The sequence below is a fragment of the Scopulibacillus daqui genome (assembly GCF_016908855.1).
In the GTDB taxonomy this organism is placed as follows: domain Bacteria; phylum Bacillota; class Bacilli; order Bacillales; family Sporolactobacillaceae; genus Scopulibacillus_A; species Scopulibacillus_A daqui.
The window spans coordinates 62,446-79,667 of sequence record NZ_JAFBER010000014.1 but is presented as its reverse complement, the minus strand read 5'-3'; the positions used below and the strand labels follow the sequence as shown (position 1 = coordinate 79,667).

The window sequence follows — 17,222 nt, the reverse complement described above, 5'->3', positions numbered from 1 at the left end:
TCGAAGAAAAATCGAAAAAATATAAAAGCAAGTGGAGAAAAACAATTTGTTTTTCTCCACTTGCTTCATTTTAAGGACTTATCAGACAAGCCCTTCATTTTAAGGACTTATCAGACAAGCCCTTTAAAACTATTAATAGGAGTAAATGGGAATTTTTTAAGATTGTTTTTCTTGCTTCTTTAAAATCATTAGTATTCCTAAAAGGATTATTGGTGGCAATATGAAAAACAATGATAATAAACCTATTACGGCTGGAAGGAATATAACTCCAATAGAAATGCCTGTTATCATTATTCTAAAAGTTTTTGGGTTTATTTTATTTTTTGTTTTCATTTTTTAAAAGCAACTTGCAGCTGCTCCACCCATACCTCCTGTAATGCCACCAACTATTCCGCCTATGACTGAACCTGCTCCAACAGTAACTGGAGTTGCTTCAATAGCTCCATATCCAGCCCCTGTTGTAATTCCTGATCCGGTTCCTCCTATTAAACCTGACCCGGTACCTAGAATACATTTACCAACACTTCTAGTTTTTATTTTTGGTTCCGCAATAACAACATCACCTATAATATTGGGGTGTTTTAATAGTATCATAACTTGATAGAGAATACTGAAATATCATCTAATTCACGCAATAATACCCGCATAAATTGGATGATATTGGTATATATGTAGCCGAAAAGTTATCCGAGTAATCAAAATATACAATTGGTTTTTGAATTAATTATAAAAGGAAGGTGTTTATTTACGAATATGAATTTGTCAATAATGAAACACAAACCTAAGGAGAACGAAAATGACGAGGCTAGTATAAAAAATTATGCGAAAGATTAGTGGCGACGACATACACATATTAGACACCTGTTTGTTGAATGTCTCTCTGATTTTATTACTTCTTTTAATCAACATAGATTCTGTGCGAAATGACAAAACCCTTTTTATAACCGCTAAGCAGTTCCTTTCATCTTGGTTATCAATAATAAGAATTATTTATTAAAATTGAGAAATTAGCTATATACCTTGCTTTAAACTTTATTTTAAAAAATTAAGAATGAGCTTATCACTTTTTAGAATATTTCATCTGGTGCTTTTACAAGAGGACAAAGAGGAATTGTCTGTCCGTTTCCAACAAACAATACAAAATAATCTACATTTTCATATTGACCACTCCCCATACTATTTTGCTAATTTGCCATGATATCTGAAAATTGTTTGTAAGATTTTCTGACAAGATGATAGAACATGAACAAGGGCTCCTTTATACTAGGCTTAACAATAACATCAAGTGATTAAAAAGAGGGAAACAAATAATGAAAAAACAGAAGAGTTACTGTTCGGGATGCTATACAATTCAGGATGTTTCGCATAATGAGTGCTGTAAATGCGGCAATTATGTAAATAAAATTATCATTGAAGTTCAAAATGGAAACTATTCTTTCGATAAAACATCAAAATGGGCCAATGAAAGTTACTGAGAGATATATGTCCGTCAAGACAGCCGCAATGAATTTTCTTAAAGTACATGTCAAAACGCAGAAATTAGAACACAAAACGTTTCTTAGGATTTAGAACCCTGATTTCCGTTTGTTCAGCGGGAAACAGGGTTTTTTAGATTTGTGAAACTGTGAGAATACGTCTCCTTAAATATATAAATGATTAGGGTTTAATTTCATCAGACGATCAATTTTCTGTGACGGTAAATTAATCCATCATTTATTTACGGAAAATTAGGACTATATATATCGATAACTAACACTTCTAAAAATGAAGAAAAATAAAGAAAATAGGAGATTATATGTATTTATTTACATTAAATAGTCTTATATGAATCAAAAATGGTTAATTTGAGCTTATTTTAAGTATTTTCATTACTTTACAAGTAAAAGAGCAAGGAGTAAGATTAACACATCGTAAATATTTATAAAATTTCCAATGATCGCTGAGTCCATTTTTGGAACGGGGGAACCATCGGAAAGATTTCCTGGGGTGAAACTTATTTAGTCGGGCGACTCTTGCCGTCCGAACCCGTCAGCTAACCTCGTAAGCGTGGTAGGAGAGAGAAGGTGGAAATAAAACAGGTTTTTAAAAAAATAATACATAAAGCTATCCTATGTGTCTGATTGCTGAATTTCCGTTAAGGAAAGCGGGGGAACCAACCGCAGCCATTTGTTGGCTGCATGGGGTGAATCTCGATTTTTTCGAGTAGGGCATCTCTCAAGCCCGAATCCGACAGCTAACCTCGTAAGCGTATTGAGAGAGGCGACCAATTTCGCATGCACAGGGGGTTATTTTGTGATCCCTTGAAGCCTGCGGAAGAGTTCCCTCTTCCGCAGGCTTCTTTTTTGTACTGTCAATTGGAAATAGGTTTGCCGCATTCTAAAGATATTCATGATGATTGTGCTCCTGCGTTACAGCTTGCCAGCCGGCAAGTTTTCTTTAATTCCTTTTTTATTAAAGACGAAGATAGGCGCGCATTCGGGATAGTCTTTTTTAAAGTCTGTTTTTCGTTATCTATAATATGGGTTCTTTGCTGTTGTGCTGATTACATATTAATAATTGGTCATTTATTCAATTGAAAAGGCCATTTAGATTATTGTTGCAAGGAGGAAGTTATGTTGAATGATATTTGCATGATTGGACTTTTAGCTGTTGGTTTCGGTGTCTTTTTTGGTTTTATTCAATGGTGTGACAGAATCGTTGGAGGCGGTGAAGAATAATGATTTTCACAGCTATCGTAACAGGAGGTATTTTTGTTTATTTAATCTATGCGCTTATTAATCCGGAAAAATTTTAAAGATATTCAAAGGGGGAACCAGACATGGGTGTATGGCAAATAGCGGTTGTCATTATTCTATTGCTGCTCATTATAAAACCTTTAGGCAGTTATATATATCACGTTTTCTCAAATCAGCCGAATAAGACAGATAAAATCTTCGCACCGATTGAAAAAGTGATTTATGCGATATGCGGCATGAAAAAGAGAGCACCAATGACATGGAAGAAATATGCCGTTTCCTTATTGCTAACCAATATCATTTTTGTTGCCGTCGGTTATATGATTTTGCGGATTCAACAAATACTCCCGTTAAATCCTAATGGGATCAGCGGCATGAATCCGACATTATCGTTTAATACGATTATCAGTTTCATGACGAATACTAACCTGCAGCATTACAGCGGCGAAACGGGCCTATCCTATTTTTCGCAAATGGCTGTCATCATGATGATGATGTTTACGTCCGCTGCAACAGGACTTGCGGCAGCGATTGCTTTTATTCGCGGCGTGACGTCCAAAGGGAAAACCATCGGCAACTTTTTTGAAGACTTTGTAAAGGGGCATACTCGGCTGCTTATGCCAATGTCGGTTATTCTGACAATCATACTCGTTGGTTTAAAAGTCCCTCAGACACTTGAACCATCAATTAAAGTAACAACCCTTGAAGGCGCCAAGCAAGTCATTGCCATTGGTCCTGTCGCTGCGCTTGAGGCGATTAAGCATTTAGGTACAAACGGCGGCGGATTTTTCGGTGCAAACTCTGCGCATCCTTTTGAAAATCCGTCTCCTTTGACAAACGTTATCGAAATATTGGCCATGTGGAGCATTCCCGCATCATTGACTTACACTTACGGACGGTTTGCCAAAAGGCAAAAACAGGGCTGGGTCATTTTTGGCGCAATGGGTATCTTATTCGCAGCTTTCTTAGCGCTTATTTTTATCTCTGAAAGCCACGGAAACCCCGCCTTAACAGCAATGGGACTAAATCATTCTCAAGGCAGCATGGAAGGCAAAGAAGAGCGGTTCGGCATTGCCCAGTCAGCACTGTTCAGTACGGTAACCACCGCGGCTACAACAGGAAGCGTGGACAATATGCATGATACGCTGACCCCTCTTGGAGAAATAACACCTCTTTCTCTCATGATGCTTAATACAGTGTTTGGCGGCGACGGCGTCGGGCTGATCAATATGCTTATGTACGCGATTATCGCTGTTTTTATATGCGGGTTAATGGTAGGAAGAACGCCTGAATTTTTGGGACGGAAAATTGAACCGAAAGAAATGAAATTAATCACTGTCGCATTACTTGTTCATCCGTTAATCATACTCGCTCCAACAGCCGTTTCTTTTTTAACGGAATTAGGAAAAGGGGCCATCTCCAACCCCGGATTTCATGGGATTACGCAAGTGTTATATGAATTTACTTCGTCTGCCGCCAATAACGGATCAGGGTTTGAAGGGTTAGGAGACAATACAGCTTTTTGGAATATTTCCACAGGATTGGTCATGTTATTTGGCCGTTATATTTCGATCATTGCCCTGCTTGCGGCGGCCGGTTCTCTTGCTCGGAAGCAGCCGGTGCCGGAAACAATAGGGACATTTAGGACAGATAATCTATTATTCACGGGTATTTTGACAGGTATTGTTCTGATCGTTGGCGCATTAACTTTCTTCCCTGTAATCGCCCTTGGGCCAATAGCCGAATACCTGTCAATTCGTTAATAGAAGGGTGTGATTAGAATGAATCAATCGAAACATAAGATGAATGCCGGATTGGTTAAGCAAGCTATAGCAGAAAGCTTTATTAAACTGAATCCGTTAGCGATGATGAAAAATCCCGTCATGTTCGTCGTAGAAGCAGGAACGATTCTCGTCCTTCTTATGCTGATGATGCCGGACGCATTTCATGCCCAAGGACGGTTCGGGTATAACCTGGCTGTGTTCTTGATTCTATTCTTTACGATACTGTTTGCAAATTTTGCAGAAGCCCTTGCTGAAGGCAGAGGAAAAGCGCAAGCTGATAGTCTAAAGAAAACAAAAAAGGAAACAACGGCTAATAAAATAGCGAAAAATGGAACGATTACAACGGTTTCTTCTGATAAACTGCGAAAAGGAGACATTGTGCTTGTTGAAGCAGGGGATCTCATACCCGGAGACGGAGAAATCGTTGAAGGGCTTGCTTCCATTGATGAATCCGCAATTACGGGCGAGTCGGCTCCTGTGATTAAGGAAGCCGGCGGTGACTTCAGTTCAGTAACCGGAGGAACAAAAGTTGTCAGTGATACGATTAAGGTTCGAATAACAGCCGACCCCGGGGAGTCATTCCTTGATAAAATGATTTCCCTTGTTGAAGGGGCCAAGCGCCAAAAAACACCGAACGAAATTGCCTTAAATATTTTACTTGTAACACTGACAATCATTTTCCTCTTAGTTGTTGTAACGCTGATACCAATGGCAAACGATGTTGGTGTGCATTTGCAGCTGTCCACGCTGATCGCTTTGTTGGTCTGTTTAATTCCGACGACTATCGGGGCGCTTTTGTCAGCCATTGGCGTTGCAGGCATGGATCGGGTCACTCGCTTTAATGTTTTGGCGATGTCCGGCAAAGCAGTCGAAGCCGCAGGCGATATTAATACGATTATTTTAGATAAAACGGGGACGATTACTTTTGGCAACCGGCTCGCTGCCGAATTTATTCCTGTTGGCGGCGCGGATAAAAAAGAACTGACGGATACAGCAGTGGTCACTTCATTGTTTGATGATACACCGGAAGGGCGCTCCGTCTTAGAACTGGCGCAATCAAGAGGATTCACTTGGGATATGTCTGCATATGAAACGGCAGAAATCATTCCATTCACGGCTGAAGAACGAATGAGCGGACTCATCAAAGACGGCAGCCATTATCGGAAGGGAGCCGTTGACTCAATTAAGCAGTTTGTCCGTCAGATGGGCGGCGCTATCCCTGAGGATTTGGAAGCAAAAAGTCATGAGATTGCAAGTAAAGGGGGCACGCCTCTTGCCGTCTCCTATAATGATAGAATCCTAGGGCTGATCTACTTAAAAGATACGGTCAAGCCGGGTATGCGCGAACGGTTTGATGAACTGCGGAAAATGGGGATTAAAACCATTATGTGCACAGGGGATAATCCTCTTACTGCTGCGACCATCGCTAAAGAAGCGGGTGTTGATGAATTTATTGCCGAGGCCAAACCAGAAGATAAAATCCAGGCGATTCGAAAAGAGCAAGAAAAAGGGCACCTGGTGGCGATGACCGGCGATGGAACGAATGATGCACCGGCGCTTGCTCAAGCAGACGTAGGTCTTGCCATGAATTCTGGAACCATTGCTGCAAAAGAAGCTGCCAATATGGTCGATCTAGATTCAGATCCGACAAAAATCATTGAAGTGGTTGCCATTGGGAAACAACTGCTTATGACACGCGGAGCACTTACAACATTCAGTATTGCGAATGACATTGCCAAATATTTTGCGATTATACCCGCAATGTTTACAGTGGCGATTCCCGGCATGCAAGTGCTTAATATCATGGGACTGCATTCGCCTGCTTCAGCGATTTTATCTGCTTTGATATTTAACGCTGTGATTATTCCATTATTAATTCCGCTTGCTATGAAAGGCGTCAAGTATGTTCCGATGAGCGCCAGCCGGTTATTATCCAGAAACATACTGATCTATGGCTTTGGAGGCATTGTTGCACCGTTTATCGGCATTAAACTGATCGATATGCTGGTCAGTGCATTTATGTAAATGGGGGGATCCGTTTTGTTAAAGATAATGAGATTAGCATTGCTTATGATTGTCGTTTGCGGCATCGCTTATCCTCTTCTTATGACTGGATTAGCTCAAATCATGTTCCCTGATCAAGCCAATGGAAGTCTTATAAAAACGAAAGATGGCAGGGCGGCAGGATCAGAATTAATCGGTCAAAACTTTCAAAGCCCGAAATATTTTCACGGGCGTATCTCTTCAATTAACTATGATGCGTCCGCTTCCGGTTCAAATAACTATGGGCCAACGAACAAAGAGATGTTAAAACGAACACAAGAATCGATAAAAATGTTGAAAAAAGAAAATCCGGGCTTAAAAACAAAAAATATTCCTGTTGATTTAATCACAAATTCAGCTTCGGGACTCGATCCGGATATTTCAGTGCAAGCCGCAAAGTTTCAGGTTCCCCGGGTCAGTCAGGAGACTGGCATAGATAAGTCAACATTAATGACGTTCATTCATGAGACAACAAAAGGCAGGAGTCTCGGGCTTTTTGGAGAACCCCGCGTCAATGTTCTAGAGTTGAATATGAAACTTCAAAACTATGAAAAATAATGCAGCATTTCATCTCGGCCTGTAAGGCCGATGAGGTTATAAACGCTTTTTAAACTGGGGTGAGGACGTGTTTCCGGAGTATAAAAGAAAAACACCGGAGGAAATTCTCCGAGAAATTGAACAGTTAAAAAGAGGGAGATTAAAAGTCTATATCGGTTCAGCACCGGGCGTTGGAAAAACCTATAGAATGCTGCAAGAAGCCCATGAACTCAAGGCGGAGGGCATTGATGTCGTTATCGGGCTAATCGAAACACATAATAGGAAAGAAACGGCTGATTTAATCGGAGATTTGGAAATTATACCGAAAAAGCAAATTGAGTATAAAGGCCGCATGCTGGAAGAAATGGATACCGAAGCTATTATTGAGAGATCTCCGGATTTGGTGTTAGTTGACGAATTGGCTCATACTAATGTGCCTTCTTCCCCTAGAGAAAAAAGGTATATGGATGTTGAAGAAATATTAAAAGCCGGGATCAATGTTTTATCTGCAGTTAATATTCAGCATTTGGAAAGTCTGCATGATATCGTTGAGCAGATTACAGGTGTAAAGGTAAGGGAACGCATACCCGACAGCTTTCTTCATACGGCCCGAGAAATCATCCTGATCGATGTGACCCCGGAAATTCTGAGAAAACGGTTAAGAGGGGGAAAAATATACCATCCTAGTAAAGTTGAACAGGCATTGACCCACTTCTTTACAAAAAGCAATCTCGGGGCATTGCGGGAACTGTCATTGCGGGAAGTAGCCGATGATGTCGACGAACGTGTTGAAAAAGTAAAAAAACAAAATGGACAGTGCGGGCCTACAGGCATTAATGAGAAAATCATGGTATGCGTACAGCACGGCGGCAATGCGGAAAGGCTGATACGCCGAGGATGGAGGATTGCCAACAGACTGAAGACGGAACTGATCATCTTACATGTCACAAATGAGGCCTCTGTGAATCGAACAGCCGAAGAGCGAAAAAAGATTCAAGGATGGAAAAGGCTTGCGGCTCAATTTAATGCGCGATTTATCGTCAAGCAAATGAATAACCGTCAAAAAATTGCCAAGGTCATTACAGATGCTGCGGCCAGCCTTGGCGTAACCCAAATCATTTTAGGCCAATCCGCTCGAAGCCGCTGGGAAGAAATCTTAAGAGGTTCGATTGTTAATACTATCATGAGGCACTCTTCCGGTATTGATATTCATATTGTTTCTGATCGAAAACCAAGGAAATCGCAGCATTTTACCAAATAAGGACAAAGACGGCTGATGGCCGTCTTTTCCTGTATCACGATTTACTGCAGCGCCAAATGCTTTTTTTGAATGATCATCTTATTTTAAAATTTATCATAGACCTTTATAATAAATAATGACAAAACAACCATTAATCCCGCCTTTTTCGGGAATGATATAGAATAAGCATAGTGTTTTGATTTTAGTTTGCAATTACAATATAATTGAAGTATTGTACAGCTCTCTAGCTGAGTGGGGGCTGTCTTTTTGTGACGGCTACAAGGAATCAGGTGATGAAAATTGAAAAGAGCAAGACTTATTTATAATCCAACATCCGGTCGAGAATTGATGAAAAAAAATTTACCGTATATTTTAGATCGCTTAGAGCGTGCGGGCTATGAAACATCGGCACATGCGACATCCGGCGCGGGTGATGCAACTGACGGCGCCCGCCAAGCCGTTGAGCGCGAATATGATCTTGTTATTGCCGCGGGCGGCGACGGCACTATTAATGAAGTCGTCAATGGTTTGGCAGAACAGCCTTATCGCCCTAAGTTTGCCATCCTGCCGATGGGCACAACCAATGACTTTGCCAGAGCTATTAATATGCCGCGCCAAATTGAAAAAGCCTGTGACATTTTATGTGAAGGTGCAGAAATGCCTATTGATGTCGGTAAAGTAAACGGCCGTTATTTTATTAATATTGCCGGCGGCGGCAAGTTAACTGAGCTTACTTACGATGTGCCAAGCAAGCTGAAAACGATGCTTGGACAAATGGCTTATTACCTAAAAGGGATCGAAATGCTGCCGTCCCTGCGCCCTTTGAATGTTCGCATAGAATACGACGGACGTTTATTTGAAGGCGATATTATGCTCTTTTTAGTAACGAACACAAACTCTGTCGGCGGCTTTGAAAAATTGGCGCCGCAAGCCTCATTAAATGACGGCATGTTTGATTTAATTATTTTGCAAAAAACGAATCTCGCGGAATTTATTCGCTTAGCCACATTAGCTTTAAAAGGCGAGCATATGAAAGATCCGAAAATTATTTATGCTCAAGCGAATCGAATTAAAATTTACACCGAAGAAAAAATGCAGTTAAATATTGACGGTGAATACGGCGGGGACTTGCCGGGTGACATGGTGAACCTCTACCAGCACCTGCAGCTCATCGTGCCAAAAGAAACAGCTGAAAGAAATGCACAATCGGAGCATTCTCTAAAGCCTATAGAGCAGCAAAGATAACTTGCCGATCGGCAAGCTGTCAGGCTAGACAGAGTCGTCGTTGCACATGCCTGCTTCTCTTATTAAAATAAGCTCGAAATGAAATTAAAGAAAAGATGGTGAGACCAGTGGCCACACCAGTAAAAAAGAACGATATCATCGAAGTCTCATTCCACGACTTAACACATGATGGTTCAGGTGTTGGGAAAATTGACGGCTACGCATTGTTTGTATCGAATGTCCTGCCCGGTGAAAAAGCTAAAATAAAGGTTCTTAAAACCAAAAAAGGCTACGGATACGGAAAGTTATTGGAATTGCAAAAATCAAGCCCTGACCGGGTCGATCCGCCATGCGACATATATGATCAGTGCGGCGGCTGCCAGCTCCAGCATCTAAGCTATGAAGGCCAGTTAAATTATAAGAGAAACCAGGTGAAAGAAGTCCTTGAAAGAATCGGAGGATTAAAGGATATTTCGGTAAAGCCTGTTCTTGGAATGGACGAGCCTTGGCGTTACCGCAATAAAGTTCAAGTTCCGGTCGGCGAAAAAGACGGGGAATTTATCGCTGGCTTTTATCAAAAGCGCAGCCATAAAATTGTAGACATGGACCACTGCTTAATTCAAGACAGCTTAAATGATGAAGTTGTGCAAAAAGTTAAGCAAATTGCCAAAGACTGCGGCATCGAACCATACAATGAAGAGACGCACCGCGGCATCTTGCGGCATATCGTCACAAGAATCGGGCAAAATACCGGCGAAATAATGGTTGTTCTTGTTACAAAGACAGAAGAACTGCCATTCCGAAAAAGATTTATAAAAGAAATTCCTGAAGCCTTTCCGGAAGTCAAATCAATCGCGCAAAATATTAATCCTAATCGGACGAATACCATATTTGGCGAGAAAACAAAAACCCTTTGGGGCAGAGAAGAGATATACGACACCATCGGAGACATCAAGTTTGCGATTTCAGCGCGTTCATTTTATCAAGTCAACCCCGTGCAAACGCATGTCCTATATAACCAAGCGCTAGAATACGCCGGATTAACCGGAAATGAAACGGTTATTGACGCCTACTGCGGCATCGGCACCATATCCCTTTTCTTAGCGAAAAAAGCCAAACATGTTTACGGCGTCGAAATCGTCCCGCAAGCGATAGAAGATGCGAAAGCGAACGCAGAGCTGAATCATCTCAATAACGTGGCCTTTGAAGCGGGCAAAGCGGAAGAAGTTATTCCCAATTGGTATAAGCAAGGCGTTAGTGCGGACGTGCTGGTTGTTGATCCGCCGCGCAAAGGCTGTGATGAAGCGCTGCTTAATACGATGATTGATATGAAGCCTGAACGCATTGTCTATGTCTCTTGTAATCCGTCGACATTGGCGCGGGATTTAAAGATATTAGAGGCCGGCGGTTTCGAGACGGTTGAAGTGCAGCCGGTGGATATGTTTCCGCAGACGACGCATGTGGAGTGCGTAGCTTTATTAAAGCTGAAATAAAGGGGTTTTAGAGGAACAACTTGAGAATAAGAATCCATAGTTATCTGAATAGATGAATGTCTTCTCTCTTAAACCGCTTTAGCTTTTATCCCAAATTGTAAAGACATTGTTGCTAGAGTGTGCCTAAGATCCATGAAAGCGGATTTTAGGCACATTCTTTTTTGTAAATTGTTTAAATTGACTATATTGGAATTTAATTGCAATTTTAACTTAATCATAATAAAAGGTGTTGAATGAATGAAGGGCAAAAAGAAACGATGGATTACTATCGGTATTATTATTTTAGTTTTCATCATTTTTATAGGCGGCGCTTATTTGAAGCATAAACAAGGTGAAAGGGAATTTGTTGTGCAGGCAGAAAAAGCAGCGGAGAAATATTTAAAAGAAGAAGGAATAAAAAATCCCGAATTCAAAAGCTATGAGATTTCTCCTATGAGGATTCTTCACTTAACCTATCTTATTGACGGGGCAAAAAAAAGAAATAGATGTAGGTATGGTTAGAAATATAAAAGGCCAGTGGGAGGTCGAGGGTATATCCTATGGCAAAAGATAGGGAATACCGCAATTTGGTACCCGTGTGAGTGGTTTTAGCGCAGAATGGCCAAAAATCCAGTTTTTACAGCAATTCATTTTACACAACCTTTACTTTTCCTTTACATGCAGCTCATATTGTATTGTTATGCTTATTACAAACCAATACATGGAGGGCCTGTATGGATAAAATGAATGCAAAGTCATTACAGACGGATGAAATTCAATTGGCTAATGATGTTAAAATTGTTCCGCATGATGATTACTATGAGTTGCGGGTGCGCGGGATTAAATTGAAATTAACGCCTAAACAATTTGAACTTGCTGCAGGTGAAAATAACAAATAACAGTAAAAAGGATGAACTTCTGTTTAATGTTTACTGAGATCGCAGCATTGCAGCTGTATAACAAAATATTTTTATTGAAGACTGCTTAATGACATGCTAAAATAACCATAATTGTATTCCTTTAATTCGGTCCAGAGAGGCCAAAAAGGGCGGCAATATGACTTCGTGTATAATCTGTGATATATATGCCCTTCTGTCCTCCTGGATGGAAGGGCTCTTTATTTTTGCCTTTTTAAAAAAATGAACTCTTTTAATCATAGTCCGGTGAGGCTGGAAAGGAGAAAAAATGAATTATCGCAAAAAAACTGTAGTTGCATCAGTCACGGGTTTAACATTAGAGGGCATGGATATTATGTTCATTTCATTTGCCATGTCTTTAATCATCGCTGATTTTCACATTAATTTGGCGACAGGCGGGCTTATTTCTTCGGTTACAAATATCGGCATGCTTGCTGGAGGAATGATTTTTGGCATTTTGGCGGATAAGTTTGGCAGGGTGAAAGTTTTTACTTATTCGATACTGTTGTTTGCCATTGGAACGGCTTTAACTGGGTTTGCCGCAAATATTGGGGAAGTCTGTGTATTTAGATTTATAGCCGGGCTGGGCGCCGGCGGCGAGTATGGCATTGGGATGGCGCTTGTTGCAGAGGCGTGGCCAAAGCATAAACAAGGCCGGGCTTCATCTTATGTAAGTATCGGTGCGCAATTTGGCGTTATTATCGCAGCGCTTCTTAGCGCGGTTATTCTTCCTGCTTGGGGATGGAGAGGCTTGTTTTTCATAGGCGTGCTTCCTGTCATTTTCGCTTATATTGTCAGGAGGAATTTGAAGGAGTCGCCGGAATGGCTGGCGGCGCAAAAACAACAATCAGCAGCTTCAAAGAAAGAAGGCAAGCTGATTCAACTATTTAACACGCCAAGAACAGCATTTACGACAACCGCTTTAGCCATCATGGCGACAGTGCAAATCGCCGGCTATAATGGATTAATGATCTGGCTGCCGTCGATGCTTCAGCAATCACAGGGTTTGTCTGTCTCAAGTTCTGCGCTTTGGACGATTAGTACGTCTGTGGGCATGATTGCCGGCATGTTAGCGTTTGGACAGATTTCAGATCGTCTAGGCATTAAAGCTTCTTTTGCCATCTTTCTTTCTGCTTCGGCATCAGCAGTATTTTTATATTCATATGCGTCAGGCAGTGCCGGCGTACTTATTGGAGGGGCTGTCGTCGGATTTTTCTCAAACGGCATGTTTGCCGGATACGGCGCATTAATCAGCAAATATTATCCTGTGGAAGTACGAAGCACTGCCATAAATACCATTTTTAACTTTGGAAGAGCGTTGGGAGGATTTTCGCCAATTCTAGTCGGATATATCCTGCAGCATTTTCATATGGGAGCTGCAATGCTTTATCTCGCTGTGTTATATTGTGTTTCCTTTGCTGCGATGATAAGTCTTAATATAGGGAAATCAGAAGACAAGCAAGAAAGTAAAAGCGTCATGTCCAAAGCTGTTTAATGTTAAGCTATTCACTCTTGAAAGGGTGGATAGCTTTTTTTATTTCAGGTTAAGAAGCATTTATGAAATCAAAAGAATGAAAAATACGCTGGAACTGCAAAATAAAAACATCAAAGGCCTAACATTGCAGCAGAAAGGAGATTAATCATTTTGCACTCAAAAAAGAGAAAAAGGAAGAATTATGTTGAGGATGCGGGTTTTACATCTTTTCATAAACGCTTAACAATATACTCATCAGGCGGGCCGTTCTTAGACGGGTACATCCTTAGTATTATCGGCATGGCCCTTACACAAATTACGCCTCAGCTTCATTTGAATGCTATGTGGAGCGGCTTAATCGGCGCATCAGCGTTATTAGGCATTTTTATAGGCGGATTTTTAGGATATCTGACAGATAAAATTGGAAGACAGCTGATGTATACCCTTGACTTTATCATATTGATTGTTGGTTCTATTTTGCAATTTTGGGTCCAAAATGGGTTAGAGCTTTTTATACTCAGGCTTATTCTTGGCATAGCGATAGGTGCAGATTATCCAATAGCCACATCGCTGTTGGCGGAATTTGCTCCCCGAAAGCACCGCGGCGCCATGCTGGGCATCACACTTGTTGCCTATTACGCTGGCGCAACAGTCGCTTATATTGTCGGTGTATGGATGTTAAACATCGGACCAAATGCTTGGCGATGGATGCTGGCCAGCAGTGCTGTTCCGGCGGTTATTCTTGTTCTATTGCGACTCGGGACACCGGAATCTCCTCGCTGGTTATTGAATCAAGGACGCAAAAAGGACGCTGAAAAAGTCGTCAAACAAGTTTACGGCGAAAATGCTTCGGTTCAAGATATTGTCCCTCCTGGTGAAGAAAGCAAAAAAACCAGTTTCTTTAAAGTATTTGCTCCGGGTTATTTTAAGCGCTTGATGTACATTAGCCTATTTTATACATTTCAAGTAGCACCGACGTTTGCTATGCTGACTTTTGGCCCCGAAATGTTAAAAACATACCATCTGTTTGGCGGATCAACAGGGTACGGTTCAGCTATTATTAGTTTTTTATTCCTTATTGGCTGTATTCCAGCATTATTGCTTGTGAACAAAGTAGGGCGCAGGCCGATGATGATTACATGTTTTGCTGTAATGACAGTTGGAATCTTATTGTTAGGTCTCTTCCCGAATGGACCATTAGTATTCCTTTTAACCGGCTTTATTCTCTACGCTATTTTTTCCGGCGGCCCAAATGTGATGGAATGGCTTGCTCCCAATGAACTTTTTCCTACTGAAATACGGGGAACTGCCATAGGGATTGTTACATCGATCAGCCGAATCGGCGCTTTTTTCGGCACTTATCTGTTCCCGATATCGCTTGAAGATCTGGGGATAGGGCCTACAATGATTATAGGGGCAATCGTTACCTTTGCGGGATTAATCGTTTGTATCTTTATGGCGGAGGAAACAACGAACAAAACGTTAAATGAAGCGAGCTCTGTTAAATAAACGCCTATCCCGAAATCTGGGAAATGCAGTTTTATGATCGGCGAAAAATGCTTCTTCATCATCATAATAAGGCACTCCTTTCAGTGAGGAGCGCCTTCTATTTAAACTCTTTTCATAGAATGTGTAGTCATCAAGTGCCTTCCGATTAATCTCGTAGCCAATGCCGGGCTTTTCCGGCGGCGATATCGTGGATGCGTTTCGCTTCGGACAGCCCGCCGACACGCCCGATTTTAATATTAATCACTTTACAGCTGCCAAGCTCAATGGCTTTTCTTGCACTCGAATAGTTCACAATGCTTTCATCAAGGCAGATAGGGGTGCAGATTTCTTTTTGCAGGCGGCTGTGATCCACTAAGTCGTCATATTCAAGCGGCTGTTCAATCATCATAAGTCCGTATTCATCCAGCCGTTTAAAGACTTCAATATCCTTCAGTGTGTAGGCGGCGTTGGCATCAACCATCAGCGCGATATCTGGATAGGCCTTCCGCACTTCTTTAATGACATGAACGTCTTGGCCGGGGCGGATTTTTAATTTGATTTTTTTGGCGCCGGCTTGTACTTTTTCCTCGATTTTACTCAGTAATTCTGCAGCCGAGCGATGAATGCCGATACTGGCGCCGACTTCAATCGCCCGCTTTTTGCCGCCCAATACTTTATAGAGCGGTTCTTGGTTGACTTTGGCAAAAAGGTCCCAGATCGCCGTTTCCATCGTTGCGATAGCCATAGCATTGCGGCGGATAAACCGGAACATCTCACCGACTTCATCAGGATGGCTAATGTCTTGGCCAAGAATTTTAGGAATAATCACATCTTCCAGCATATGCTGATTGGTGATCGTCGTTTCTTCATTAAAAGGATTTATCTTCTTCTGTTCCAAAGCTGGTCGTGGAGTTTCATTTCAGTTTTCTAAGCACGATTGTCGAGGGCTTAACGGGTCGCAATGGCATGATTTCCTCTTCTTTCTTCATGATTTAAGGTTTTCAAGATGGCTGTTGTTAAGATTTCAATTCCCGAGAACAAAGCGTTCCGGTCAAAAGTCATGTTGGGGTGATGAAGCCCCGGTGTTAAATCACAGCCTAATCCAAGCATGGTTGCTTTTAAATGAGGCTTTTTTAAAGAATAGAAATGGAAATCTTCTCCACCCGTGGTCACTAATGGCGGATCAAGGTTTTCTTCGCCAAGCACATCGGCAATCGCCTCTGCCAAGATGCTTTCCGCTACGGGATTTTCTGTTGCGGCGGCTAGATTTCCAGGAATATTAAGATCGATTTGCACATTGTAAAATTGAGCAATTGAATCGGCAGCTGCTTTAACATTTGTTATCAAGGCTTCCATGACTTCATTGGTTTGCGCGCGTAAATCTAGGCTGAATTCGGCTTTTCCCGGAATAATATTAGCGCTGTCGCCGCCGGCTTGCAATTTGGTCATTTTCACGGAATGAGGCACCATCGGGTCTACATGTATATGGGCGAGTTCATGAACGAACGTTGCAGCGACTTCAATGCTGTTAATGCCAAGATGGGGACGGGCGGCATGGGCGTCTTCACCTATAATTGTTCCTGTAATGGTTTGGGTGGCGCCGTGTAAAATAGCCGGTGCAGCGTGGCCGTTTTTCGTTTCTTGAACAGGGCGGACATGAACGCCGTATAGAAAATCCAAGTCATCGACAACGCCTTTTTCAATCATTTTAAGCGCGCCAAGACCTTTTTCCTCCGCCGGCTGGAAAATAAAACGAACGGTTCCTTCCGGGAGAGAGTCTTGGTGTTTTAAGAGCATCAGTGTCCCTAGAACCATCGTCATGTGGGCGTCATGGCCGCAGGAATGATTGGCTTTAAAGGTACCTTCTACTTCTTGCCATAATGCGTCTATATCAGCCCGAAGCCCGATTTTGGGGGAACCAGAGCCGATTTCGGCAATTACACCGGTGCAATCTTCAAAAGTTGCCACACGAGAGCCGAGATCCGCTGCCTTTTTGGCAATATATTCTGTCGTTTGAAACTCCTTTAAGCTCACTTCAGGGTGATCATGTAAGTATGCGAAAATATCACGTACTTCTTGTTTTAATTGATCGTTTAAAAGCTTCATTTGTAAAAACGCCTCCAATTGATATCTAACAGTCGCAGCTGTTTATCTAAATGCTCTCAACTTAGAGGGGCCGTTTCCGGTTCTCTACTATAATATAGTCAAGGTATCGAGTCATTGTGTGGCAGGCCGTTTGATCGTTTTAATCATAGATCGGCTGTTTTTTGCTCTTATTTTTATTTTTGAAGGATTTGCGGCGCGAGTA

15 protein-coding genes and 2 riboswitches are annotated in these 17,222 nt (G+C 41.7%); of the genes, 12 read left to right on the top strand and 3 right to left on the bottom strand.

Going from position 1 to position 17,222, the window contains the following annotated elements; all coding sequences use genetic code 11:
* Nucleotides 1–183: hypothetical protein (locus JOD45_RS10935; RefSeq protein WP_205003921.1), on the top strand; the 183-nt coding region annotated here is incomplete at its 5' end.
* A 153-nt stretch (nt 184–336) separates the two neighbouring features.
* Here JOD45_RS10935 and JOD45_RS10930 read toward each other — a convergent pair.
* Entirely contained in the window at nt 337–594 is a 258-nt protein-coding gene (locus JOD45_RS10930) for a hypothetical protein (RefSeq protein WP_205003920.1), read from the bottom strand.
* 1,333 nt (nt 595–1,927) lie between these two features.
* A riboswitch (cyclic di-AMP (ydaO/yuaA leader) is annotated at nt 1,928–2,062 on the top strand.
* 49 nt (nt 2,063–2,111) lie between these two features.
* Nucleotides 2,112–2,264, top strand: a riboswitch (cyclic di-AMP (ydaO/yuaA leader).
* 452 nt (nt 2,265–2,716) lie between these two features.
* On the opposite strand from JOD45_RS10930, the gene kdpF reads away from it, so the two are divergent.
* From kdpF to JOD45_RS10875, 11 genes are all read left to right on the top strand, one after another.
* Nucleotides 2,717–2,794, top strand: a complete 78-nt coding sequence (kdpF, locus tag JOD45_RS16990; protein WP_205003931.1) for a K(+)-transporting ATPase subunit F — start codon at nt 2,717–2,719, stop codon at nt 2,792–2,794.
* Between the two features lie 24 nt (nt 2,795–2,818).
* Nucleotides 2,819–4,498 carry a potassium-transporting ATPase subunit KdpA gene (kdpA, locus tag JOD45_RS10920; RefSeq protein WP_205003919.1) on the top strand — a complete coding sequence of 560 codons (1,680 nt, stop codon included), beginning with the start codon at nt 2,819–2,821 and terminating at the stop codon, nt 4,496–4,498.
* An 18-nt stretch (nt 4,499–4,516) separates the two neighbouring features.
* On the top strand, nt 4,517–6,544 hold the full coding sequence (gene kdpB, locus JOD45_RS10915) for a potassium-transporting ATPase subunit KdpB (protein ID WP_205003918.1): 2,028 nt from the start codon (nt 4,517–4,519) through the stop codon (nt 6,542–6,544).
* A 15-nt stretch (nt 6,545–6,559) separates the two neighbouring features.
* The gene (kdpC, locus tag JOD45_RS10910) at nt 6,560–7,120 is read left to right on the top strand and encodes a potassium-transporting ATPase subunit KdpC (RefSeq protein ID WP_338056081.1); all 561 of its coding nucleotides are present in this window, start codon (nt 6,560–6,562) and stop codon (nt 7,118–7,120) included.
* A 67-nt stretch (nt 7,121–7,187) separates the two neighbouring features.
* Nucleotides 7,188–8,360, top strand: a complete 1,173-nt coding sequence (gene kdpDN, locus JOD45_RS10905; protein WP_205003916.1) for a KdpD-like non-kinase potassium sensor — start codon at nt 7,188–7,190, stop codon at nt 8,358–8,360.
* Nucleotides 8,361–8,639: 279 nt separating this feature from the next.
* Complete coding sequence (locus JOD45_RS10900) at nt 8,640–9,584, top strand: diacylglycerol kinase (protein WP_205003915.1); 945 nt, start codon at nt 8,640–8,642, stop codon at nt 9,582–9,584.
* A gap of 95 nt (nt 9,585–9,679) precedes the next feature.
* Nucleotides 9,680–11,056, top strand: coding sequence for a 23S rRNA (uracil(1939)-C(5))-methyltransferase RlmD (rlmD, locus tag JOD45_RS10895; RefSeq protein ID WP_205003914.1), 1,377 nt, complete (start codon nt 9,680–9,682; stop codon nt 11,054–11,056).
* Nucleotides 11,057–11,293: 237 nt separating this feature from the next.
* Nucleotides 11,294–11,557, top strand: a complete 264-nt coding sequence (locus JOD45_RS10890) for a hypothetical protein (protein WP_205003913.1) — start codon at nt 11,294–11,296, stop codon at nt 11,555–11,557.
* A gap of 212 nt (nt 11,558–11,769) precedes the next feature.
* On the top strand, nt 11,770–11,934 hold the full coding sequence (locus JOD45_RS10885; protein ID WP_205003912.1) for a hypothetical protein: 165 nt from the start codon (nt 11,770–11,772) through the stop codon (nt 11,932–11,934).
* Nucleotides 11,935–12,220: 286 nt separating this feature from the next.
* Nucleotides 12,221–13,447: an MFS transporter gene (locus tag JOD45_RS10880; protein ID WP_205003911.1), complete on the top strand. Its 1,227-nt coding sequence runs from the start codon at nt 12,221–12,223 to the stop codon at nt 13,445–13,447.
* A gap of 150 nt (nt 13,448–13,597) precedes the next feature.
* Nucleotides 13,598–14,935: an MFS transporter gene (locus tag JOD45_RS10875; protein ID WP_205003910.1), complete on the top strand. Its 1,338-nt coding sequence runs from the start codon at nt 13,598–13,600 to the stop codon at nt 14,933–14,935.
* Between the two features lie 145 nt (nt 14,936–15,080).
* On the opposite strand, the gene menC is transcribed toward JOD45_RS10875, so the two are convergent.
* Both menC and JOD45_RS10865 read right to left on the bottom strand, forming a co-directional pair.
* Nucleotides 15,081–15,812, bottom strand: a complete 732-nt coding sequence (gene menC, locus JOD45_RS10870) for an o-succinylbenzoate synthase (protein ID WP_338056080.1) — start codon at nt 15,810–15,812, stop codon at nt 15,081–15,083.
* Nucleotides 15,813–15,862: 50 nt separating this feature from the next.
* A complete protein-coding gene (locus tag JOD45_RS10865; protein WP_205003909.1) occupies nt 15,863–17,020 on the bottom strand; it encodes a M20 peptidase aminoacylase family protein in 1,158 nt (385 codons plus the stop codon).
* Nucleotides 17,021–17,222 lie beyond the last annotated feature (202 nt).